At 57.3% G+C, this 22,457-nt stretch carries 16 protein-coding genes and 2 pseudogenes; 4 read left to right on the forward strand and 14 right to left on the reverse strand.

All coding sequences use genetic code 11. The annotated features are described in order from the left end of the window. Positions 1 to 12: 12 nt before the first annotated feature. From BK662_RS19955 to BK662_RS19965, 3 genes and pseudogenes are all read right to left on the reverse strand, one after another. Positions 13 to 438 carry an AprI/Inh family metalloprotease inhibitor gene (locus BK662_RS19955; protein ID WP_123359484.1) on the reverse strand — a complete coding sequence of 142 codons (426 nt, stop codon included), beginning with the start codon at positions 436 to 438 and terminating at the stop codon, positions 13 to 15. A gap of 95 nt (positions 439 to 533) precedes the next feature. Beyond that, positions 534 to 1,991 (reverse strand): serralysin family metalloprotease, encoded by a 1,458-nt coding sequence (locus BK662_RS19960; protein WP_123359485.1) that lies wholly within the window; start codon positions 1,989 to 1,991, stop codon positions 534 to 536. Between the two features lie 374 nt (positions 1,992 to 2,365). After that, a pseudogene (locus BK662_RS19965) lies at positions 2,366 to 2,626 on the reverse strand (hypothetical protein); the annotation flags it as partial. Between the two features lie 227 nt (positions 2,627 to 2,853). On the opposite strand from BK662_RS19965, the gene BK662_RS19970 reads away from it, so the two are divergent. Further along, on the forward strand, positions 2,854 to 3,129 hold the full coding sequence (locus tag BK662_RS19970) for a DUF1652 domain-containing protein (protein ID WP_123359486.1): 276 nt from the start codon (positions 2,854 to 2,856) through the stop codon (positions 3,127 to 3,129). Between the two features lie 206 nt (positions 3,130 to 3,335). On the opposite strand, the gene BK662_RS19980 is transcribed toward BK662_RS19970, so the two are convergent. The 3 genes from BK662_RS19980 to BK662_RS19995 form a co-directional block, all read right to left on the reverse strand. Further along, complete coding sequence (locus BK662_RS19980) at positions 3,336 to 4,517, reverse strand: cystathionine gamma-synthase (protein ID WP_123359488.1); 1,182 nt, start codon at positions 4,515 to 4,517, stop codon at positions 3,336 to 3,338. Beyond that, a complete protein-coding gene (locus BK662_RS19985) occupies positions 4,514 to 5,890 on the reverse strand; it encodes a pyridoxal-phosphate dependent enzyme (protein ID WP_123359926.1) in 1,377 nt (458 codons plus the stop codon). The genes BK662_RS19980 and BK662_RS19985 overlap by 4 nt, the downstream gene beginning before the upstream one ends. A gap of 303 nt (positions 5,891 to 6,193) precedes the next feature. Next, the gene (locus BK662_RS19995) at positions 6,194 to 8,668 is read right to left on the reverse strand and encodes a UvrD-helicase domain-containing protein (protein WP_123359490.1); all 2,475 of its coding nucleotides are present in this window, start codon (positions 8,666 to 8,668) and stop codon (positions 6,194 to 6,196) included. Between the two features lie 279 nt (positions 8,669 to 8,947). Between BK662_RS19995 and BK662_RS20000 the strand changes: the two genes are divergently transcribed. Then, positions 8,948 to 9,643, forward strand: a complete 696-nt coding sequence (locus BK662_RS20000) for a pirin family protein (RefSeq protein ID WP_123359491.1) — start codon at positions 8,948 to 8,950, stop codon at positions 9,641 to 9,643. A gap of 204 nt (positions 9,644 to 9,847) precedes the next feature. Here the strand turns inward: BK662_RS20000 and pgm are convergent, their stop codons facing one another. The 4 genes from pgm to BK662_RS20020 all read right to left on the reverse strand — a co-directional run bounded on the left by pgm (position 9,848) and on the right by BK662_RS20020 (position 16,153). After that, positions 9,848 to 11,494: a phosphoglucomutase (alpha-D-glucose-1,6-bisphosphate-dependent) gene (gene pgm, locus BK662_RS20005; RefSeq protein ID WP_123359492.1), complete on the reverse strand. Its 1,647-nt coding sequence runs from the start codon at positions 11,492 to 11,494 to the stop codon at positions 9,848 to 9,850. A 110-nt stretch (positions 11,495 to 11,604) separates the two neighbouring features. Continuing rightward, positions 11,605 to 13,005 (reverse strand): aminotransferase-like domain-containing protein, encoded by a 1,401-nt coding sequence (locus BK662_RS20010; protein ID WP_123359493.1) that lies wholly within the window; start codon positions 13,003 to 13,005, stop codon positions 11,605 to 11,607. 67 nt (positions 13,006 to 13,072) lie between these two features. Next, a complete protein-coding gene (locus BK662_RS20015; protein WP_185047168.1) occupies positions 13,073 to 14,563 on the reverse strand; it encodes a hypothetical protein in 1,491 nt (496 codons plus the stop codon). Between the two features lie 567 nt (positions 14,564 to 15,130). After that, complete coding sequence (locus tag BK662_RS20020) at positions 15,131 to 16,153, reverse strand: zinc-dependent alcohol dehydrogenase family protein (RefSeq protein WP_123359495.1); 1,023 nt, start codon at positions 16,151 to 16,153, stop codon at positions 15,131 to 15,133. 268 nt (positions 16,154 to 16,421) lie between these two features. On the opposite strand from BK662_RS20020, the gene BK662_RS20025 reads away from it, so the two are divergent. Next, a complete protein-coding gene (locus BK662_RS20025; protein WP_123359496.1) occupies positions 16,422 to 17,336 on the forward strand; it encodes a LysR family transcriptional regulator in 915 nt (304 codons plus the stop codon). Positions 17,337 to 17,883: 547 nt separating this feature from the next. Here the strand turns inward: BK662_RS20025 and BK662_RS20030 are convergent. Beyond that, on the reverse strand, positions 17,884 to 18,885 hold the full coding sequence (locus tag BK662_RS20030) for a DUF2971 domain-containing protein (protein WP_123359497.1): 1,002 nt from the start codon (positions 18,883 to 18,885) through the stop codon (positions 17,884 to 17,886). 107 nt (positions 18,886 to 18,992) lie between these two features. On the opposite strand from BK662_RS20030, the pseudogene BK662_RS35520 reads away from it, so the two are divergent. Continuing rightward, positions 18,993 to 19,285 (forward strand): annotated as a pseudogene (locus BK662_RS35520) (DUF892 family protein); the annotation flags it as partial. Positions 19,286 to 19,331: 46 nt separating this feature from the next. Here BK662_RS35520 and BK662_RS20040 read toward each other — a convergent pair. The 3 genes from BK662_RS20040 to BK662_RS20050 form a co-directional block, all read right to left on the reverse strand. Then, complete coding sequence (locus BK662_RS20040) at positions 19,332 to 19,832, reverse strand: hypothetical protein (protein WP_148057942.1); 501 nt, start codon at positions 19,830 to 19,832, stop codon at positions 19,332 to 19,334. A 185-nt stretch (positions 19,833 to 20,017) separates the two neighbouring features. Continuing rightward, on the reverse strand, positions 20,018 to 21,241 hold the full coding sequence (locus BK662_RS20045; RefSeq protein ID WP_123359500.1) for a maltoporin: 1,224 nt from the start codon (positions 21,239 to 21,241) through the stop codon (positions 20,018 to 20,020). 204 nt (positions 21,242 to 21,445) lie between these two features. Further along, positions 21,446 to 22,447: an ABC transporter permease gene (locus BK662_RS20050; RefSeq protein ID WP_123359501.1), complete on the reverse strand. Its 1,002-nt coding sequence runs from the start codon at positions 22,445 to 22,447 to the stop codon at positions 21,446 to 21,448. Between the last annotated feature and the right edge of the window lie 10 nt (positions 22,448 to 22,457).

Raw genomic sequence — 22,457 nt, forward strand, 5'->3', positions numbered from 1 at the left:
GTCCGGCATTTCTCACTTAAGCGCTGCGCGCTCGAGCGTAATGATCAGACCTGACTTCAAGGTGCTTTTATAAAACCCCTCATGCTGTCGGCTGAAAAACACAATTCTTGAGCCTTCTTTTCCGGTCACCGCAATACCGTCCGGTTCCGGGAACCAGCCAATCGCCGATTCGTTCAGCCAGGCGCCGAGGCAGTCAGCCCCCTCACCCAGGGTCTCGTTCACTTTGAGCTCGATCGAGCAAACATTCGACGGTTTGTCCTGCAGCGCCTGGGACTCTGGCGAATCTTGCGCGGTGTTCAAGGTGGCCTGCCATTTCCCGGCGAGTTCCGACGGATCGGCTAATTTAAGACTGCGTGCCATGGCTACATCTCCAAGAAACATCATCAGCGTCGCCAACAGCCACGCGGTTGCTTTGTAGGTAAAAGCGTTCTGGATCATAGGGCGTTTTACTCATGTTGTAGCCTTACTTATGGCACCTGCCTACAAGGGACAGAGAACGACGCCTCAAGCGCCGCCCTCCTTTTTGCCCTGAATCAGGCCACGATGTCCGAGAACGCCGCCTGGCCAACGGTGCTGACCAGGAAGTCAGCCACGCCGTGCCCGGAGAAGTCCACCGACAACAGGCTGTTGCCGCCTGAAGTGGTCAATACCGCATCACCTGCCGCGCCGGTGAACGAATTCACGAAGTGCAGGCCTGCGCCGTTGGTGATGCCGGTCAGGTCGATCTTGTCCAGGCCACTGACAAAATCGAGGATCTGGTCGACGGCACCTGGCTTGGAGTCGCTGCTGGCCGCAAACACAAAGGTGTCCGAACCCGAACCGCCCCAGAGTTTGTCCGCACCGCCCGCGCCGAAGAGGATGTCGTTGCCGGCACCGCCCTTCAATTCGTTGGCCACGCCGTTACCGATCAGCAGGTCGCTACCCGAACCGCCAATCGCGTTTTCGACGGTGACGCCCTTGGCGATGGACACGTTACCCACCATGCCGCCAACGTCGGAGAATGAGGCTTCATTGAGGCTGATCTTCTGGTTTTGGGTGAACCCGGAGAAGTCCAGGGTGTCCTTGCCGCCCGCATCCCAGACCGAGAACACGACTTTGTCCGACGACGAAGACGCGCTCAGGAAGTCGCGACCGGCGTTGGAGTTGAAGCCGTAGGTGGTATCACCGGTACGGGTGGTGGTGTTGGCACCGTAGAGTTTCTGGATGGCGGCGATATCGTCCATCAGCGGGCCGGACGCATAGGCTTCCACACCACTCTTGCTGAAATTCTGGTCGGTATTGCTTTCGCTCCAGTAGCTCATGACGCTGTAGCCGCGGGTGTCTTCCCCGTAAGTCGCGTCATTGTAAGTGGGTGCGCCTTCACCAGCGTTGTAATCACCAGGGTGAGCGAGGCCCAGGGTGTGACCGATTTCGTGGGTCAGGGTCTGACGGCCGTAGTTGTTCAGGTCCGGCGTCTTGTTCGGCGTGTAGCTGCTGTTGGTCAGGTACCAGGAAGTACCGTCATAACCTGCACCCGTGCCAGGCAGGTAGGCGAATGCCGCCGCGCCGTCCTGACCGCCGCTGTAGTTACCGAAGGTCATGTGACCGTCACCACCTGAGGACTTCTCGGTAAAAGTGACATTGGCCACATCGGCCCAGGATTGCATGGCGAGTGCAGCCTGTGCTTTCTGTTGCGCGCTGAACTGACTGAACCCGGTGATGCCGTGCTTGTTCATGGTGCTCGACGAAGCCGAGGTCAGGAACGTGTAGGTGAGTTCGATTTTGCCGCTGCCGTCCTTGTCCTGGTAGGCAGCGCCGTCACGCAGCAGCTGGGTAGCAGCCTCGTCGACGGAGAAGGAGGGTTTGCCATTGACCGTGAGATTGCCACCCCGATCATACTGATGGCTGAAACTATCGATCTGGTTGTAGGCGGAACTGGGTGCAGCCAGCGCTTGCAATGGCGCAAAGGCCTGTTCGGCAAGATCAATAGCGTTGTCTTTTACTTTCGACATAAACACACTTCCTTGTTTAGCAATGGAACAGTTTTTGTCCGATACGACAATCTCTGGCGAGATCGTCCTATCACTCGCCCAATGAAGGCGTATAAAAACTGACACAATTCGAAATCAAACGTCTACATTTTTTTTGACGTCAAATTGATCTGTTCCGGCGAACTCCAGCAAACAGTACGTGCGCTGTCGAAATATAGTTTTTAGTTGAAGGTTTTAGCCGGATTGTCTGACAATCTTCTATCTAAATATTAAATAGGGGTAAGTTGTTTTTCTGTAGATGAGTTCGCATTTTTCTGGACTTATTAATATAAGTGCCAGCGCATTGCCATCAAATAAATTAAACGATCAGTTAGTTGTAGACAGCCACGCAGATGTCACCGTTGGCGAGGTCGCTGGTGCTGTTTCTTTATTATTGGAGAGCTGGCAGGCCGGATGATTGCGTTGTAGCCCAGCCAGCGGCAGGGCTCCGGCTCCCAGGCCTTGAGCATGTCGAGACCGCCCTGAGGAATGACCCACGGCTGGCGGACCAACTCGGTATCGCGCTGAAGAATCAGGTCGGCCAGGGTTCGCCCGCCGAGGTTGCTGGCACCGACGCCCTCCCCGCCATAACCGCCGGACAAGGCGATGCCGCTGGTCTGTGGCCCCGTGGAATGCCCCGGCAATATTGGCCTTTCGCCACAAAATCGGTATCTCGTGATCTGCGTCAAAAAAAAATGAACCAATCGCTAAACGGACTGAAAAAATCCACATGATTTTCACATCTGGATGCTACTTTTAAAGACAGTCACCGGTTGAGCCATTGAAGGTTCTTCCCTCCTAACATGAGCTAAAGGAAGCGCTCGATGATGAAGGTGGGCAACACATGAATGAAAGGTCTTTCAGCAAAGTCACTTTTCCCAATGCCTGCCAGCTGATGCGCTGGCATTTTCATCCCATGGGTTTCGAGGCGACCATGGATGCACCGGGCAGTATGGTTGCCCGGCTGTTCGACCGCGCCAGTGGCGAAACCATGATCGCCATTGCCGGCATTCCTTGCGCAACGGTCATGAATGCGGCGGATGTAGAACGAATCATCGAAGCTGTGGAAGCTGAGCTGGAGGCGTTCATTCCACCGGAGGCCCTCAGAAGCTATGCCTGATGGTCGGCCCTGTGAGAGCGGCCTGTGGCTATAGGGCTTGCCTTTGGCGAGGGGGCTTGCCCCCGTTCGGCTGCGAAGCAGTCGCAAAACCGGTTGATGCGTTTTTAGCTGGAGGATCGCGGTGGGTGTTTTTTGGGGGGGCAGCTGCGCGGCCCAACGGGGGCAAGCCCCCTCGCCACACAAGCCCGCTCCCACATTGATTGCGTTTAACTAATCTGCATCAGGGCCTGTGCCAGATCGGCGCGCAGGTCTTCGACATCCTCGACACCCACTGACAAACGCACCAGCGCATCGCCAATACCGAGTTGCGCACGGGTTTCTGCCGGGATGCTGGCATGGGTCATGATCGCCGGGTGCTCGATCAGGCTTTCCACTCCGCCCAGGCTCTCGGCCAGGGCGAAGATCCGCACACTCTCGAGGAAACGCCTGGCGCCGGCCAGGTCGCAGTTCAGGTCGAGGGAAATCATCCCGCCGAATCCACGCATCTGTCGCCGCGCCAGTTCGTACTGTGGATGCGATGGCAGGCCTGGATAATAGACGCGCGCCACCTGCGGCTGACGCTCCAGCCATTGCGCCAGCTCCAGCGCGTTGCTGCAATGGCGCTCCATGCGCAGCGCCAATGTCTTCACCCCGCGCAACGTGAGAAAAGCGTCGAATGGCCCGGCGATCGCCCCCACCGCGTTCTGCAGGAAACCCAGGCGCTCGGCCAGTTCAGCATTCTGCCCGACCACCGCAATGCCGCCGATCACATCGGAGTGACCGTTCAGGTACTTGGTCGTCGAGTGCAGCACGATATCGAAGCCCAACTCCAGCGGACGCTGAATCCAAGGGCTGGCGAAGGTATTGTCGGCCACACAAATGATGCCTCGCTCGCGGCAGATACGCGCGACGGCGGCGAGGTCAGTGAGGCTCAGCAAAGGATTGCTCGGCGTCTCGACCCAAACCATCCGCGTGTCGTCCTGAAGCGCCGCTTCGAAGGCCGTCAGCTCGGTCAGATCAACAAAACTGAAGCGATGCCCGGCACTGCGCTGGCGCACTTTGTCGAACAGTCGGAATGTACCGCCATACAAGTCATTGCCGGAGACGATGTGGGCGCCAGCATCGAGCAATTCGAGCACGTTGGCGATCGCCGCCAGCCCGGAAGCGAAGGCGAAGGCCCGAGTACCGCCCTCGAGGTCCGCCACACAACGCTCCAGCGCAAAGCGCGTCGGGTTATGCGAGCGCCCGTAATCGAAGCCCTTATGCACACCCGGGCTCTGTTGCAGATAGGTGGAGTTTGCATAAATCGGCGGCATCAGCGCCCCGGTGGTCGGGTCCGGCGTCTGTCCGGCATGGATCACACGGGTGGCGAAGGCACGTGGCTTGGCGGTTTCATCGTGCTGACTCATGTAAGGGATCTCCGCAGGTAATTGAGCATGTCGACACGAGTAATCAGCCCATGGAAACCCGAGGTGTCGGCGATCATCGCCACCAACCCACGGTCGAGCTTCGCCTCCAGCTCGCCCAGACTGGCGCCGGGTGGCAGGACTTCCAGCTTGTCGGTCATCGCACTGCTCACCGGCATACGGAAGTGTGAAGCGTCTTCATGCACACCAAGCAAGATATCGGACTCGTCGATCACGCCGACCAGTCGTTGCCCGTCCACCAGCACCGGCAGTTGCGACACATCCGCCAGGCGCATGCGTTGGAACGCGGTGAGCAGCGTGTCGTCCGGCCCCACGCTGACCACCCGGCCATCCTCGAAGCGCCGCGCGATCAGGTCTCGCAAATCACCGTAACGCTTGCGCGCAAGCAGCCCCTGATCGTTCATCCACTGGTCGTTGTAGACCTTCGACAGGTAACGGGTGCCGGTGTCGCAGACGAAACTGACCACCCGCTTCGGCTCGGTTTGTTCGCGGCAGTAACGCAATGCCGCCGCCAGCAATGTGCCGGTCGAAGAGCCGCCGAGAATGCCTTCGGCGCGCAGCAGTTGGCGGGCATGATCGAAGCTTTCCTCGTCGCTGATCGAATAGGCCTTACGCACGCTGGACAGGTCGGCAATCGACGGAATGAAGTCTTCGCCAATGCCCTCCACCGCCCAGGAACCGGGCGTACCGAGGGTGCCGCTGCGGCTGTATTCGGCCATCACCGAACCGACCGGATCGGCCAGCACCATTTCCAGGTTCGGTTGTACGCGCTGAAAGAAACGGGTCAGCCCGGTCAACGTGCCGGCCGAACCGACGCCGACTACGATGGCATCCACATCATGCTGAGTCTGCGCCCAGATCTCCGGAGCGGTACTGCACTCGTGGGCCAGCGGGTTGGCCGGGTTGTTGAATTGATCGGCGAAGAAGGCGTCGGGAATTTCCTGCGCCAGCCGCGCAGCGACGTCCTGGTAATACTCGGGATGACCCTTGCCGACATCGGAGCGAGTGATATGCACCTCGGCACCCATTGCCTTGAGGTGCAGGACCTTCTCGGTGGACATCTTGTCCGGCACCACCAACACCACCCGATAACCCTTGGCCCGACCGACCAGGGCCAGGCCCAGACCGGTGTTGCCGGCGGTGGCCTCGACGATGGTGCCACCGGGGCGCAGGCGCCCATCGCGCTCGGCGGCGTCGATCATTGCCAGGCCGATGCGGTCCTTGATCGAGCCACCGGGGTTCTGCGATTCGAGCTTGAGAAACAGCGTACATGGGCCGGTATCGAAGCGGCTGACGCGCACCAGCGGCGTATTGCCGATCAGTTCGAGCACGGCGGGACGGGAGTCGTTCGGCATGTCGTCACCTCGCTGCATGTATCCGCACTGGATGGACAGCGACCTGCGGCGAATCATTGCGCGCCAGTCGCAAGCAAAGCCTCGCCTTGGACCATAGGCCGGGATCGCGCCTCCCGCAACTTTTCGCAGCCATTCGGTACTGTCTCTGTGGCGAGCGAGCTTGCTCACGCTTGAGTGCGCAGCGCTCACAAACAATCAGCAATGTTTGTCAGATTTTTTGGGGCCGCTACGCGACCCAACGCGAGCAAGCTCGCTCGCCACAGGTTTTTCTGACTCAAGACTCTCAGTGAACGGCTTCAGGCGTCAGGCAGAGACTTTTCCTTGGCGATGATCCACGAAGAACGCCTTGCCTTTGCCGATCCGGTCGGAGGCCTTGGGCATGTTCGCCGCTTGGGTATCCTGGCCATCGACATACCAGTAGCAATGGCTGACTGCCCGGGTGATGCCCACATAAGCCAGTCGCAGAATCTCGTCTTTCTGTGCGCTGTCGTAAGCTTCGCTGTCGCCAGCCTTGCCAAGCCCGGCCATGCGATAGACCTGGTTCTTGTAAGGAGAACTGGTCAAGTGCTGGCAATCGCCCAGCAGAAATACCGCATCAGCCTGCAGGCCCTTGGCGCTGTGGTAAGTCAGTTGTTTGAGCCGTCGAGCCTCATACGGCAAGCTTGAATCCAGATTAACTACAGATTGAATATGCTCTTCTATCAATGACTTATCACTGCTTTTTCGATAAAGCATCAAGATTGAATCGCCCTTTCTGTAGTGCTCGATCAAGCGCTGGGCCATACCCTGGTCATCCCGATCGAGCACATTCACCGGCAGCAGCGCCTTGGGCTCGCCACTGGCCTTGGCCTTCTTGCCAGCGATCGCCGGCGCCGCGCGGACAATATGCTCCGCCGCGTCGATGATGTGCTGATGGCTGCGGTAATTGTCACTGAGCATCACTTTGGTCGTGCTCGGCGACGGGAACTCCTTGTTGAACTCCATGAAGTACGTCGGCGAGCTGCCGCGCCAGCCATAGATGGATTGCCAGTCATCGCCGACACAAAGCAATGACGAACGTTGCGCCCCGCGCCCCACATGCATGGTCGGTCCGCGACTGCGGATCTCGGCCAGGCTGGCGCGAATCCAGGAAACGATCTGCGGCGACACGTCCTGAAACTCGTCAATCATCAAGTGCGACATTGGCCTGAGCAGCTCATCGCTCAGCAGCTTGAGATTCTCCGGCGAATGCTCACTGAACAAGGCGAACATCCGGTTGTAAGTCATTACCGGTGGCGATTGATCCAGCAGATGATCTTCCAGCGCTCGCCAGAACAGGCTCAAGGCCTCAAAGAAAAACCGGTCCGGGTCATCCTTGGCGAAGCTCATCTGGCCCACGGCATTCGGCACATCCAGGCCGAGGTTTTCAATAAACCCGGCCGCCGCGACAAAACAGTCCAGCAACGGCGCGGAACCGAGCTCGCCCTTGACCTTGTAATCGAAGCCCGGCCCGGCGCTGGCGTCCCCGGCAAGCGATGCCAAAACACGCCGTGAAGACTCATAACTGTCTAACCATATCAAAGGCTTACGACAGAAAGCTTGAAACAACGTGCGCTTTACCGCCCATTCTGCGCGCACTGAGAGTTTGGCATTCGGACGGCTGACCTGGGGATTTTCCCGGGGATCGAAACCCAGCACTACCCAGGCGTCGAGCGTCGGAATGTAGCCGTGGCAATGAAAGGTCGAACCGTTGATATCGAAGGTCTGACGATTCGGTTCGATGCCCTTGATCGGCCAGGCACCGGCGCGAAACCATAGGTCTTCGATTGTGTCGCACAGTTCTTCATCGCGCTTGGCGGCCAATTCGGTCACCGCCATGCGCTTCTGCACGTCCGGGTGATCACGCTCCAGCTCCTTGAGCTGCAAGGCGTGACGCGACAACGGCTTGATCAGTTCGCGAAAACGCTCATCGCGAGTGTGCAGGCTGTGATAGCAGGCATTGAGTTGCTGGCGCTGGGCGTCGTTGATGCGCAGGTCGAAGGGGTTGCTGTCGACCTCCTCGTCGCCGCCTTGCGCGCGGTGACTGAGGTTTTCGAAGGCTTGCAGCCGCTCGAAACCCGGCAGGCTGCGGACCATCGGCAGGATGCGCGAATGGAAAGTGCGCACCAGATCCCGCGCTTCTTTAAGGTTGATTCCCCGGCCCCACACTGCAAACAGCTCGATCAGCTTATTGATGAAGTCCTTGCGCGATTCGCGAGTGAAGGTCACCACGGTCATCGAGCTCAACTCAAACCCCAGGTAGTGGCTGAGCAGCAGAATTCGCAGCACCAGGGTGGTCGACTTGCCCGCGCCCGCCCCGGCGATCACCGAGGTCGACGGTGTGTCGCTGAAAATCATCTTCCATTGGGCGGCGCTCGGTTGGGCATGCGCGGGCAGCAGTCGCGCCACGTCGGCCTTCATGCGCTTCTTCAGCTCAGCACTCAATGGCAGGCGCCAATCGTCGAACAGATTGTCATCGACATTGGGCGGTCGATGTTCGGTTGAGCGCGAGTCACGAATCAACAGAACCTGCCGACCTTCCTCCAGCCCCTCGAGTTTGCCTTCCTTATAGCCGTACTCCACGCCGGCGCTGTGACCGCTGCGAAAACCGTCGGCTTGGCCATGCAGCCAGGACGCACGGTGTTGCGCGCGCAGACGGGTAAGACCGTGGCCAAAGAACCGGGCGGCCAGGCGCTTGAACAAAGGCATCTCGGCCAAGGGACGAAGTTCGGGGGGAAGATCGGGGGTGTGTTGCGGCACGCTGACGGACTCCAGGGTGTGAGGCTGTTGAGGGCTATGGTGTCTGCATTTGCCGTTGAGTTCTAGTGAAATGCTTATAGGTCATTGGCTTATACGATGAAGTGAAGGCTGGGTGAGAATGTTTCGAGGTTATTTGATATCAGCTAATTCGATTGTATTGAGGCATTTTTTACGCTTTTTATCGATGATTGCCTGATAGATGATGCTTGCCATCAACCACCGGTTCTCGTTTGTGGCTCAGGCGTTCTGCCCCATGACGAACCTTTTCAGGAGACGATCATGCTTGAACTCAGACCTTTCAACTCGCTGGGTGGCGCGCATCATGGCTGGTTGGATGCCCATCACCACTTTTCGTTCGCCGAATACCACGACCCCAAACGCATGAACTGGGGCAACCTGCGGGTGTGGAACGACGATGTGATTGCCGCCGGTACCGGGTTCCCGCAACACCCGCACCGCGACATGGAAATCATCACCTACGTTCGTGAAGGCGCGATTACCCACCAAGACAACCTTGGCAACAAGGGCCGCACCGAAGCGGGCGACGTGCAGGTCATGAGCGCCGGCACCGGGATCGCTCACAGTGAGTACAACCTGGAAGCGACCGAGACCCGGATTTTTCAGATCTGGATCATCCCCAACGAAGTCGGTTCGGCGCCGTCGTGGGGTGCCAAACCGTTCCCTAAAGGCGAGCGCGAAGGTTTCGTGACCCTGGCCAGCGGCAAGGCCGGCGACGATCAAAGCCTGCACATTCGCGCTGATGCGCGTCTGGTGGCGGCGAATCTGAAGGCCGGTGAGTCCGCGGAGTATCACCTGGATAGCGGCCGTCGCGCCTATCTGGTCCCAGCCACTGGGGTCATTGAAGTCAATGGCTTACGTGCACAAGCTCGAGACGGTGTTGCGATTGCCGATGAGCAGGTGTTGCGCGTGACCGCGATTGAGGACAGTGAGATTGTGTTGGTGGATGTGGCTTGATGGGGTAAAGGCGGGACAAAAAAGGGGCGACCGTTAATGGTCGCCCCTTTTTTCATTTTCCATTTGTGGCGAGGGAGCTTGCTCCCGTCCGGCTGCGAAGCAGTTGTATCCAACCAGCGAGGTGTACCTGTTACACCTCGCCAACCGATTTGGGGCCGCTTCGCGCCCCAGCGGGAGCAAGCTCCCTCGCCACAGGGCCCTCAATCACTTCGCAGAAATCGCGCCATCCACAAGTGTCTGAGCTTCCGCTACCAACTGTTTGAGGTGGTCGTCGCTGACAAAGCTTTCCGCATAGATCTTGTAGATATCCTCAGTGCCCGACGGACGCGCCGCGAACCAACCGTTCTCGGTCATGACTTTCAGACCGCCAATGGCCTGGTCGTTGCCCGGCGCATGACTGAGGATGCTCTGGATCGCTTCACCCGCCAGTTGAGTCGAGGTGACCTGATCCGGCGACAATTTGCTCAGCAGCGCTTTCTGCTCAGGGTTTGCCTTGGCATCGACCCGTACCGAGAAAGGTTCGCCCAGCTCATCGGTCAATGCGCGATAGGCCTGGCTAGGGTCACGGCCCGTGCGAGCGGTCATTTCCGCGGCCAGCAATGCCGGAATCAAGCCGTCTTTGTCGGTACACCAGACACTGCCGTCCTTGCGCAGGAACGACGCGCCAGCACTTTCTTCACCGCCAAAACCGAGGGAGCCGTCGAACAGGCCGTCGGCAAACCATTTGAAGCCGACCGGCACTTCGTACAGACGACGGCCCAGACGCTTGGCAACACGATCGATCAAGCCACTGCTGACCACGGTTTTACCCACGGCCGCATCGGCGCGCCATAGCGGACGGTTCTGGAACAGGTAATCGATCGACACCGCGAGGTAGTTGTTGGGTGCCAGCAAACCGCCGGACGGGGTCACGATGCCATGGCGGTCGTGATCCGGGTCACAGGCAAAGGCCACGTCGAAACGCTCTTTCAGGCCGATCAGGCCTTGCATGGCGTGGCTGGACGATGGGTCCATGCGGATCTGCCCGTCCCAGTCGACGGTCATGAAACGGAATGTCGCATCAACCTCTTTATTCACCACCTCCAGGTCCAGGCGGTAGTGCTCGGCAATCGCCGACCAGTAGCGCACCCCTGCTCCGCCCAGCGGATCGACACCCAGACGCAGCTTCGCATCGCGGATGACGTCGAAGTCGATCACATTGATCAGGTCGGCGACATAGGTGTTGAGGTAATCGTGACGATGGGTGGTGCTAGCCTTCAGCGCCTGCTCGTAGCTGATGCGTTTGACACCGGCGAGTTTGGCCGCCAGCAACTCGTTGGCCTTGGCTTCGATCCACTTGGTGATGTGGGTATCGGCCGGGCCGCCGTTGGTAGGGTTGTACTTGTAGCCGCCGCTTTGTGGCGGGTTGTGGGACGGGGTGATGACGATACCGTCCGCCAGGCCCGAGGTGCGCCCACGGTTGTAGCAAAGAATCGCGTGGGAAATGGCCGGGGTCGGCGTGTATTCGTCGCCTTCGGCGATCATCACCGTCACACCGTTTGCCGCCAGGACTTCCAGGGCACTGGCACCGGCCGGCGTGGACAGCGCGTGGGTGTCGATCCCGACGAACAGCGGACCGTCGATGCCCTGGGCTTCGCGGTACAGGCAGATCGCCTGGCTGATGGCCAGAACGTGCCATTCGTTGAAACTCAGGTCGAACGAGCTACCTCGGTGTCCGGACGTGCCGAAGGCGACGCGTTGGGTAGAAATGGCTGCATCGGGCTGGCCGGTGTAATAGGCCGTTACCAGTCGCGGGATGTCGACCAACAGTTCTGCCGGTGCCGGTTTGCCCGCAAAAGGACTGAGTGTCATGCAAAACCTCTGAGAGAGAGTGGTTCGGGAATAGAACGCAGTTTACTGACAGTTTGCCCCTGGCGCGATGTTATCGATTGTCAGGTTCAGGGGAGGATTTGCACTTCGACTCAGTCGAGCGATTCCAGACGCAAGGCATCCCCCAAAAGTCCCAGTGCGTCGGCGAGGTCGTGGTGCCCACCGAAGGTGTGGCTCAGGCGCAAGTGCTGCCGGTGCAGGCCCTGCAAGCTGAACAATTCTCCCGGCGCAATGACTACATGCTGCTTGAGTAAACGCTCGAACACTCGACGCACATCAACCTGGCGCAACGAGCGGATCCAGATCGTCGCCCCGCCTTGGGGTTCAACGAAGTGCAGCGCATCAGGCAGACGTTCTTCAAGCAACTGAGTCATCTGCACCATGCGTTCCTTGAGTAATCGACGCAACACCAGCAGGTGTTGATCAATGCGTCCGTTGCTGTACAGCCGCGCAATGGCCTTCTGACGAATCAGCGACAAACGGAAAGCGCGTAGCAAAAAGTGCCGTTGCAATTCGGCACGCAGTTGTCGTGACAACAGATAGCCGAAGGGCGCCTCCGACCCGATGATCTTCTCGAATGTGGAAAACACGATCAGCCGATCCGGGTCCAGCAGATCGCGAAACCGCAGGCCGCCAGGCTCGAATTCGAGCTCGCCGTAACAGTCATTTTCCAGCACCCAACTGCCATGTCGTTCCAGAAGTTGTGCGGTGGTTTGCCTGTGGCCGTCAGGCGCCACACTGCCCCGGGGCATGTTCAGCCCCGATGAAAGCATCACCAGCCGCACCCGCTTGGTCTCAAGCAGCTCCTTCAACTGCTCAAGATCCAGGCCGCCATTGGCTTGCAGCGGCAGCTCGATCACCTGCACGTCCGCGTCCTGGAGCAGGCGCAGAATGACCCAGTCGCAAGGCGATTCGACCACCACCACAGCGTCTTTGAGGTCAAGGATGGCGATCAATATTTCCAGGACTCCTCGCAGGTCGGCGCCGATATAGACATCATCGGCATGCCAGCAACGTGTCGGCGAAGTGGTGTAGCGCGCCGCGAGAGCTGTACGCAGCTCCAGCTCGCCGCAGGGTTGCGAGGACGGTTGTGGCTGGCGCGGATACTGGCGCAGCAGTTCTCTCTCCAACAGCAGCAACGGGCTATCCAGGGGTTGTAATGACGCCGGCTCATCGGCGCTCAGCACCAGCATGCCGGGACGTCTGGCGTTGACATAAACCGTTTCGAGCAGGTCCTTGCCGCTACCGGGTATGCCGATTGAGGACACGGGGAGTGCGTAGTAGCCGGACTTGGCCACCGAGTAGACGCGCCCTTCCTTCTCCAACAGCGAGTAGGCGTACTGAATGGTCGAGATCGACACGCTCAGGCGGTGCGCCAGCTGTCGCAATGAAGGCAGGCGCACTTGCACGTCACTGCCCGGCTCATTGATCAGGTTAGTCAGGTAACGGTACACCGCCTGATACGCAAAATCGGTATCTCGTGGTCCTTTCATGGGTAATGGCCGAACAGGCTGCGAACGTCGTGACGCATCCTTGCTGAATCCGTCAAACCTGGCACTTTCACCGGCCCGTCGACCATTCGCCAGCCACGGTCGCTCCACTATCGGGTTCCGTGGTTTCAGCTTGCACTCCCACGTCGCCGCTTTCCATGACGAGCGCCCCGCCCTCATCCCGAACCAGCGGCCCCATGCGGTAAAGCGTACCGATCAGGCTCACGGGCAACCCGCTGACATCGACCATCCACTGCAGAACCTGCTCGGGTGCCGGACCGCCCTGCATCGCCCGGTGCAAGTCCGGTAACGCCACGAGCATGCCGGGATGGCATTGACGAAGAAAATGCTCAAGCGCCGCACCGTTATCGGCAAAAGGGGCGAACAGCAGACACACCAATTGAGCCTCGCTCAAACCGAGGTTCTTTTGTGCTTCGGCCGCCGCCAATGCGCGCTGGTCGGTCATTGTCATCGGGTTGCCGAAGGTCTCCATTGCCTGTTCGCAAAAGCGCTCTGGAACCTGTTTACGACGCATCATCACCAGCGCCCGCTGCAGGTATTCGCCGACGCCCCTCTCGTAGGTGCGACCGTGTACAAAGCACGCTTGCAAGCCACGAGGATGCGCGGATATCGACAGACTTACGTAGTCGTTATCACTGAGCTGAGCCGACAACTCGTCAGGTTGGAACCCGAGGAAATCGGTGAGCAGTGGCCAGCGATCTTCCAGATTACTGACCAGCATGTCGTGAATATCAATGAAGGTCGTGCGGCGACAGGTTTCAAAACGATCGGAGGGACGCCACGCAGCCTGGGCCGATTCAGGATAAAACTCGCGGTAGCAATCGCTGCCCAGTTCATCGAGTCGCGCGAACAGACACTCGTAGCCCGTTTCATGAGGGTCCGGTGTCTTGAGCCCGGCTTTGGCCGCCGCACGATTCAATCCCTCGAGAAACTGTTTCTGCCGACGGGGCGTATCGCTACTGATCAATGCATCCACCCCCTTGTCCCAGCGGGCGATCTGTCCGTAAAACTCACCGGTCGCCAGGTACCCGTCATCCCACAGATCAAGCGGCCCGTCCCAGGCACGGCGGTGCCCGACCATCAGCAGATTGAGCCGATTCGACTCGCGACCGGCTTCGGAAATCGGCGCCAGATGGTTGAACGGCAGGACTTCACGATTATCGACCATCAACACTTCGACCCGGGGATCGTCGTAGAGAAACAACGCAGAGCAGCTGCGATGAATATTTTCCAGGGCAGTCGAAGCAGTACCGTTCAAGCGCAAAGTCGCCACTCGCAATTGAAACGTCGCCGGAGCCCTGCCGGCGATACTCAGCTGCGCGGCGCGCAGTAGCGCCAGGGTGTAGCAGCTGTCGCGAGACCCGGACTGGATTGCCAGCACTTTGTAATCGCCAATACGCTCAAAACCTCCTGCGGACACCACCAGGCGCTGAATCAGCAATTGCAATGCCGTGCGCTCGGCGCGAGAGAAAAAACCCAGCAAACGCTGCAACATTTGCTGGTAAACATAGTTCATTGCCTGATCATGGGTAGCGGTCATCATTATTTACCTGTAACTCATAAGTTCAGTGCCACGCAAACAACGAAATGGAGTGCGCAACAGGTTATCTGTCATGAAATGGAATGCCGGGGTTGTTGTTCAAATGCTAGCACTTAAGCACTGTGTAATTATTTGAAATGATTGAATCTGACGGGCACCCCAAGGAGATACAAATCGCCGCAACGCCAGGCAGAATGGGCCTCTTGCGCTCCCGCGCGATTTCCTAGGAAATTTCCGACAGCGTCCCACAGACACTTAGCACAGGAAATAAAGAAAGAAGTTGCCAATGAATGTAAGACAACTGAGCGGCGCCGCATTATTTGTTGAGCATATATTGCCGGCGCGCATTGAGGAGTTTCAGCCAGATACTCAGCCATGACTCTTTCCTTGAGATGAAAATAATCATTCAATTATCAGGGCTTATATAATGATTAGAAGATACAGATTGAGAGCAAAAACCAGTTCAGTTGCTGAACCAGACCACCGACAGATCGATGGAACGTCTCATTTTGGAGCGACTGCCAGCAGAAGAGTCCGTGTTCACACGGACTCTTGCAGAGGAAGGGCTCAGGCAGACTCGACCTGAAGGGCGACCCGTTCGCGGCATGGGCATTCGTCCATATAGCGGTGGGCTTCGACAAACTCGGAAAATGGGAACACCCGGGTCTTGAGCGGCAGCAGCACACGGTCCGCGGTCAACTGGTTGATGTCACGCAGGGCACGTTGCAGTGCGGCCTGGTCCTGGATGATGCCCAGTTCTGGCTTGCCGGTGAAGTTACCGATGCAATGCACGAAGAACTGAATGTTCTTCTGGAACGCCGCGCAGGCGGGGAATGGCGTCTGGTTACCCCCTTGCAGGCCATAGAGCACCAGGCTGCCGCGAGGCGCCAGCACATCGCCGAGCAGCGACATCTGCGGCCCGCCAAGGCCATCGAACACTACGTCCACACCGCGATTGTCGGTAATTTTGTTGATCCGCATGAGCAGATCTTCTTCCTCGGTAACGATGACCTTCTCGGCGCCGAGGGACAGCAGGTACTCACGCTCATCCGCGGTTTTAGTCGCAGCGATCACTCGCACACCGAGGGCTTTGCCCAGTTGCACGAACGACGGTCCGGCACAGTGACTGGCATCGGTCACCAGGGCAAATTGCCCGGGTTTTACTCGCGCCAGATCGGCGTAGGCAAAATAAGCGATCAATAGTGGCGTGTAGTGCACGCTGGCTTCGATCGGGCTGAGCACGTCCGGGTAGAGAGTCAGTGCCGAGCGCGGCAGAACGATCTGTTCGCCGTAGACCGGGTAATCGTTGGGACTCTCGGCCGGGAAGCTGGCGACCTTGTCACCAACAGCCAGGTCATCGACGCCTTCGCCGACCATCGTGACCACGCCGGCCATTTCATGACCGAGGCCAGAAGGCAGACGAGCATGGGATGAAGCCAGGTTCTGGCGCCAGAGAATGTCGTACCAGCTGATGCCAATCGCTTCGACGCGCACCTGCACTTCGCCCGGCGCAGGCAGGGCTGCCGCATGCTCTTCGCATTTGAGCACCTCGGCCGGACCAAACTTGTGAAAACGGATCGTGCGGGACATCGCAAACCTCGTCAAAGAAACCTCTAATGCCCTGAACTTTATCTGGGCTTTCTACCCAAGACCATCAGTGGCTATTAATAGTCGACATGCCTGTCATTGATTCCGCAGCGACGGCGACATCATCCAATGCCGTAAAAACCGAAGCAGCCTTTCAGAAAAAACTGAATTACCCTGTGCAGAGTACCAGCCTTTGCCCGTAAGATTCATGCCGGCCATTGTTCTCATATGGTCGCTCACGTCAAGTTTGCTGAATCTGCCAGGACTCCAGATGAATCGTAATGACCTGCGTCGTGTCGACCTGAACCTGTTGATCGTTTTCGAAACACTGATGCACGAACGCAGCGTGACTCGCGCTGCGGAAAAACTGTTCCTCGGCCAACCGGCCATCAGCGCGGCGCTCTCGCGCCTGCGCGGGCTGTTCGATGACCCGCTCTTCGTGCGCACCGGCCGCAGCATGGAGCCTTCCGCCCGGGCGGTGGAAATCTTCGCCCTGCTCTCGCCGGCCCTGGATTCGATTTCCACCGCTGTCAGTCGTGCGGCGGAATTTGACCCGGCGACCAGCACCACGGTGTTCCGCATCGGCTTGTCGGACGATGTTGAATTTGCGCTGCTGCCAATGCTGCTCAAACGGCTGCGCGCTGAATCGCCGGGGATCGTGCTGGTGGTGCGTCGGGCCAACTACATCCTGATGCCCAGCCTGCTGGCTTCGGGCGAGATCTCCATCGGCGTCAGCTACACCGCCGACCTGCCGGCCAACGCCAAGCGCAAAGTGCTGCGCCGCAGCATGCCGAAACTGTTGCGAGCCGACACGGTGCCGGGGCCATTGAGCCTGGATGATTTCTGCGCCCGCCCCCACGCGTTGGTTTCGTTCGCGGGCGACCTGAGCGGCTTTATAGATGAAGAGCTCGAGAAACTCGGCCGCAAACGGCATGTGGTGCTGGCTGTACCGCAGTTTAACGGGCTCAGTACGCTGATCAGTGGCACCGATATTGTCGCGACCGTGCCCGATTACACGGCTGAAGCGTTGACCGCGGCTGGCGGTGTACGCGCCGAAGATCCGCCGTTGCCGGTGCGCAGTTTTGAATTGCACATGGCTTGGCGCGGGTCGCAGGATAATGACCCGGGTGAGCGGTGGTTAAGGTCGCGGATTCAGATGTTCTTCGGCGATCCTGAGAGTCTTTAGGTTTCGTCGGGCAGGCTGTTTAGCTGATCATTTCTGGCTTTTCATAGACCATGGAGATCTACACACTTCCAGAGGATGAGATACCTGGGGGCATATCGGAGGGCATGCTTTGGGGACGTTGAAACAGATGCCCCCAGTTCAAGGTCCAACACTCCCTTCGCGAAATATCACTCGCGGCTGTCCCCAGCCGCCGTAGAGCGCTATACAGCTACCTCAGTTGATGATCGACGGAGCGTTCTCAGTCATCAGATCGGAGGCTAGATCTTAGCCCGCAATCGTCATTTTCAGGTAATGAATGGCGGATACGCGTTTCACCTACATTCTCATTGAGCCATTTCCCAACAACCGGATGAGGCATGTCGACGATAAGGGCACTCACAGAGTTTCACAGCTTCGCCCACGAAAAGCATTCCATCCGGAACAAGGTCTACAAGATTAGCGTTCGGCGTGTAGCATCCCCTCTTCCGTCAGGTAGCACCAAAGAATGCCAAGTCAGGTGTTTCGTACCACCAGTGGCTCCCACTTCTCGTCCAAGCGAAGTTTCTGGTTACTCATGGATTAATTCCCACCGAGGCATGTTGCCCTGCTGCCGTCCCCCCCTGGAACACCAATCGTCCAAGCTGGTAGGCAACGAGACCATCCGGTACTCGTTTGGCGCAAGCGTGACTTTGTAGACTGGTATATCGATGCCTCTGCAGATCTTCAAGATCTCGAGCGCATCAGCATCTGGGATTTTGGCCCCTAGATGAACGGCCTTGAGGGGCGCGGGAAAGTTGGAGCCTTTCACCTCTCTATCGCCATCTGGAACTACCCAGCGCCACTCACGCTCGTACTGCCAGTCGACAGCCTTGCACAACGATGCAGCAATGCCAAAAAGAGCGTTGTAGTCTTTGCCCAAGTTGTGGGCTCTGAGGATCGGGGTGACGTCGAACAGCTTGTCTGTATAGGCAACCGGCCATAGCGTGAGGGTGGGAAGCTCATTCCGATGGAGCCTTGTGAAGTCGTACTCCATGGCAAAGCCGGTGTGGTTGTGGCCATAGTGACTCCACATCAGCACCGAATCCACACGCGCACTTAGGCTGCAGATTTTGTAGCTGGTTTTGAGCTGATCAATGAGGGTCGGGAGCTGCCCGGCCTGGTGATTCGGCGCCAAAACCTCTACTTCATGGAGCCATTGATCCACGTTCAGGCGGGGTGGCTCCTGAGCCGATGCCAGTGCTACTACCGCTGCAATGGGGTCATCGGAGGCCAGAGCAGTGACGACCTGATCATCGCTGAAGCTCAGTTCATCGAGTTTTTTCCAAGCAGCGAGCTTCCGGTAATCAATCCAGAACGCCGTGTCGTATGGGTCGTTGAACTCATTGGCGACGCCCAGATAGAGGGTTTTCTCAGCCAAATTTTTGAATGCGTACTCGCCGCATTTTCTGATTTTGAAAAGCCGATTGGGCGTGTGCAGAATTTTCCCGTTGACTAGCTTCGGGATGTCCATATCACCGATAGTGGCCGACGAAATGTTCTCAATGAAATCTCTTACCCATTCCCTATCCACACGAATTCCTTTGGCTATGTGCTGTGCTGATGCCGGAGAAATTACCACACCTAGAACCCCAGTTTGCCTACGCTGCCAGCATCCTTAGCAGCTTGTCACAATCATCAAAACTGAATGATGAATGTCTTTCCCGCCTTGGTGGCAGTTCTTCGAACCTCAAGGATGTGACCGGAAAGCTAATGGCGTTGGGACAAGCCATAGGCGGTTCGAGCATGAGTGATGAAGTAATCAAAGGTGAGATGGCTGGCTACGTTTTTGAGAACGTGGAAACCGCTACTTATGCGGTGCTGATTTCAGCAGCGGATGCCCCCTTGCGATGCAAGCCAGAGCAGTCTGCGAGCAAATTCAGTTTGGCCTTAACGTGCAGCGAACGCTGAATGCCGCTCAGTGGCTGTACTAGCCCCCATAGATGTTTGCCCTCGGCAGAGTGCTCCCACTTTCCTGAGCTATTTACTGGCGGCTGCTTGCTTTGGATCTTTCAAAGTCTCTTCGCCCAACGCCAGCATCACGCTAAGTAAAGTGAGACTGAAAACCATGACAAGCGTACGAGTTACATTCTCAGCGCTCAACGAGTCCGGTTCGACCCAGTGCCAAACCGTTAAGAATCCCAGTATCGCTCCTAGACCCGTTCTGCCTGCTGTCAAAAAACTTCCACCAATGTCACCTAAAAAAAGATGCACAGCGTCGAGCCAACGCTGATACCGAGCGGACATGAACCTCCACTTGTATTTAACGATTGCAGCCACCGCGAATGCTAAACACAGCCACGCGTAGTAGCCCATCAAAAAAGGGGCGGCGAGTAAAAGGTCTAGCATTGCCTTGAACTGTGCTGACGACTCTGAATTTAACAAAACTGGCACTCCTCCCAATGCGAAGGCGAGTGCCAGCTCCCGGGATGCCCTAGCAACAACGTGCAATTTTGGACGTGTTTTTTTAACCTTGAACATATCAATCCTCATCGTGCGTACTCGTTGGATCCGCGCTGGCTTTGCTCGGAGCAGCAACGATTAATGAAGACAACGAAAGCATGTGCAGGTCTCCCTTACAACTCGATAGTCGAAGCCCTACCTAGAGATAGCTGGCGGTAGGGCTTCCCGGAGGTCAGTTGACGTAACCCTGTTGGCTGACGCGCCTATTTCCACCAATACTCAAGCTGCACACCAACGTTCGAGCCATGCAAGGCGTTACCAAATGCACCTGTATCCGAAAGCGCTGACCCGGCGGCCATTTGATTCGCTGCGCGTTGGGCCGCTTCGTTCCAGGACGCATAGGTGTAATACAGACGAAGCTCTGGACGATTCCAGTAGCCAGGCCCTGCAGGAGACCAAGTTGGCGCAATGGTGAATTTCGTCAGTTTGCGCGTCCCACCGGGAGCCTCCACTTGGTCTCGGCCAATCTCAGTGCTCAATTTGAATTGATCAGTGAACGCATAGACCGGACGTACCCCCACAGAAAGCCAGTTTTGGTCATCCCCATCTGTACGTTTGTCCTTTTGGTAAACCACCTGGAACTGCCCACTGAATCGCGGAGTCATTTGCCAGTCGAAGTACTCCACAACGCGCCAACTCTGGTTGCTGTTGTCCAAGGTTGGGTCGCCGGTGTAACTCAAAGCCGTTCCCGGGCCTCGTCCGTACTGCACCGCGAAAGTATTGAGCCCTCCAAGAAAGCCTTTCTGCTTGTGTTGCGCGATGGCCGACCAACCACTGTGGGAGTCATCATCCTTGCTATCTGGCTTGTCGAGAAAGCTCACGCCCAGTTGCACACCACCGCCGGGGTTGGTATCGAAGCCACTGACGGTGAAATCGTGGCGGTTGATGTAGTCCTCTTGGAACAGGTTGTCTTTGCGCGAAAAAACGTAGCTGTACTTGAGATCACCGATACCTACTTGATCAAAGCCGAAACCATTCGAACTCTGGTTCCAATAGAAGTAGTCACTCATTTCGATGCTGTTTCGATTGTAGTAACGGCGGCCCGCCCAAAAGGATCCTCCGTTAAGAGCGGGCATTTTGCTCCACTCAGCGTACATCTGATTCATTCGTGCAAAGCCATAGTCCCCCGTAAACTTTGGAGTATGGCCGTACTGGTTGTACAACTGAGCCATACCTTCGACGCTAATGGCGGAGCCATCATCGAGCTTGAGAAGATCTTGCCGCAGATCAAGTTCAAAGTACTGTTCGCACTCATTACCCAACCGATACTTAGATTGCGCTCCCGGAAGCTGAAAGCAAGATTGACGGCCGCCCTGCAGGGCGTTACCTGTACCAGTACGAAGATAGCCGCTGAAATCCAGCGCATTTGCAGATAGGGGCATCGCTACAGCCACACCTACACTCCAGAAAACAGTCTTGAACGTCATATTGCGTCTCCACTTCTTATTTTTATTGGGCACAGCCGAACCCTGCCCGGAAGATTCCTCTTCCAGCGACGTGGTCTTTTCTTAAGTTTGGGTAGTGCGTTTACAGCCTGGAGCCAACCTTGCGATGTCGATCGGGAAAGACACCCACAGATACGGCTCCAGTGTGACGATTACAAGATCACCTTCTCCGGTGCTTCAGCCAAATCATGATTTGCCTCTGGATTTGGCATATGTATCGAAACCAACCGCCAGAACAATGATGATTCCAATGACCACTTGCTGGTAGTACGCGGACACGTTCATGATCACGAGGCCATTGATGAGCACGCCGATGAGCAACGCTCCGACAATCGTGCCGCCGACTCCGCCTAAACCACCAAACAGACTGGTACCACCGATCACCACTGAAGCGATAATGCGCAGTTCGTAACCCGTGCCGGCAACTGCCTCAGCCGATCCAAGTCGGGCAGAGAGCAGGAATCCAGCCAGCCCTGCGAGGAAGCCGGTGATTACATAAACACTCAGAACAACGGATTGAACACTTAAGCCTGAGAGTCGCGCTGCTTCGGGGTTACCGCCAACAGCATAAACCTGCCGGCCATATCGGGTGTAGCGCAGAGCGATGTATCCCACTAGAGCGACAACCAGAAAGACCAGGACAGGTACCGGTACGCCCAGTACGTCCCCTCTTCCCCACCAGCGGAAGGCTTCATTGAAACCGCTCACAGGCGCGCCATCATTCACAATGAGTGTCGCACCGCGCCATACGGTCAAACCGCCAAGCGTCACAATGAATGCGGGTACGCCGAACCGAGTCACCACCTTGCCATGGAGGTAGCCCGCCATAGTGCCGACAGCACACGCTGCGAGCATTGCAACGAGCCACCCCATGAAGAAGTCGCCGCCCAGTGCCTGCATCAAAAATGCACCGCTGATGGCTGCGAATGCGAGCAGCGACCCCACTGCAAGATCGATTCCCCCGGTGAGAATCACATAGGTCATTCCCACACCAATGATCCCGTAGATCGACACTTCGGTAAGAATGTTTTTGATGTTTCGCGCCGACAAGAACATTGGGTTGTATAGGGTGAAAATGACGATAAGTGCGACAAGAAACAACAACACGCCATACTTCTCAAAGAACCCGACTATCTCAATCTTTTTCCGGCGTTCCACGACTGATTCACTCGATGCTGGCTTGATCATTTTTATTTAC

The organism is Pseudomonas frederiksbergensis (assembly GCF_003732275.1).
GTDB classification, from domain to species: domain Bacteria; phylum Pseudomonadota; class Gammaproteobacteria; order Pseudomonadales; family Pseudomonadaceae; genus Aquipseudomonas; species Aquipseudomonas frederiksbergensis_H.

Bases quoted from the DNA above. Each gene is read 5' to 3' on its own strand.
- BK662_RS19955 (WP_123359484.1), bottom strand. From the start codon at position 438: ATGATCCAGAACGCTTTTACCTACAAAGCAACCGCGTGGCTGTTGGCG.
- BK662_RS19960 (WP_123359485.1), bottom strand. From the start codon at position 1,991: ATGTCGAAAGTAAAAGACAACGCTATTGATCTTGCCGAACAGGCCTTT.
- BK662_RS19970 (WP_123359486.1), top strand. From the start codon at position 2,854: ATGAATGAAAGGTCTTTCAGCAAAGTCACTTTTCCCAATGCCTGCCAG.
- BK662_RS19980 (WP_123359488.1), bottom strand. From the start codon at position 4,517: ATGAGTCAGCACGATGAAACCGCCAAGCCACGTGCCTTCGCCACCCGT.
- BK662_RS19985 (WP_123359926.1), bottom strand. From the start codon at position 5,890: ATGCCGAACGACTCCCGTCCCGCCGTGCTCGAACTGATCGGCAATACG.
- BK662_RS20000 (WP_123359491.1), top strand. From the start codon at position 8,948: ATGCTTGAACTCAGACCTTTCAACTCGCTGGGTGGCGCGCATCATGGC.
- pgm (WP_123359492.1), bottom strand. From the start codon at position 11,494: ATGACACTCAGTCCTTTTGCGGGCAAACCGGCACCGGCAGAACTGTTG.
- BK662_RS20010 (WP_123359493.1), bottom strand. From the start codon at position 13,005: ATGAAAGGACCACGAGATACCGATTTTGCGTATCAGGCGGTGTACCGT.
- BK662_RS20015 (WP_185047168.1), bottom strand. From the start codon at position 14,563: ATGACCGCTACCCATGATCAGGCAATGAACTATGTTTACCAGCAAATG.
- BK662_RS20020 (WP_123359495.1), bottom strand. From the start codon at position 16,153: ATGTCCCGCACGATCCGTTTTCACAAGTTTGGTCCGGCCGAGGTGCTC.
- BK662_RS20025 (WP_123359496.1), top strand. From the start codon at position 16,422: ATGAATCGTAATGACCTGCGTCGTGTCGACCTGAACCTGTTGATCGTT.
- BK662_RS20040 (WP_148057942.1), bottom strand. From the start codon at position 19,832: ATGTTCAAGGTTAAAAAAACACGTCCAAAATTGCACGTTGTTGCTAGG.
- BK662_RS20045 (WP_123359500.1), bottom strand. From the start codon at position 21,241: ATGACGTTCAAGACTGTTTTCTGGAGTGTAGGTGTGGCTGTAGCGATG.
- BK662_RS20050 (WP_123359501.1), bottom strand. From the start codon at position 22,447: ATGATCAAGCCAGCATCGAGTGAATCAGTCGTGGAACGCCGGAAAAAG.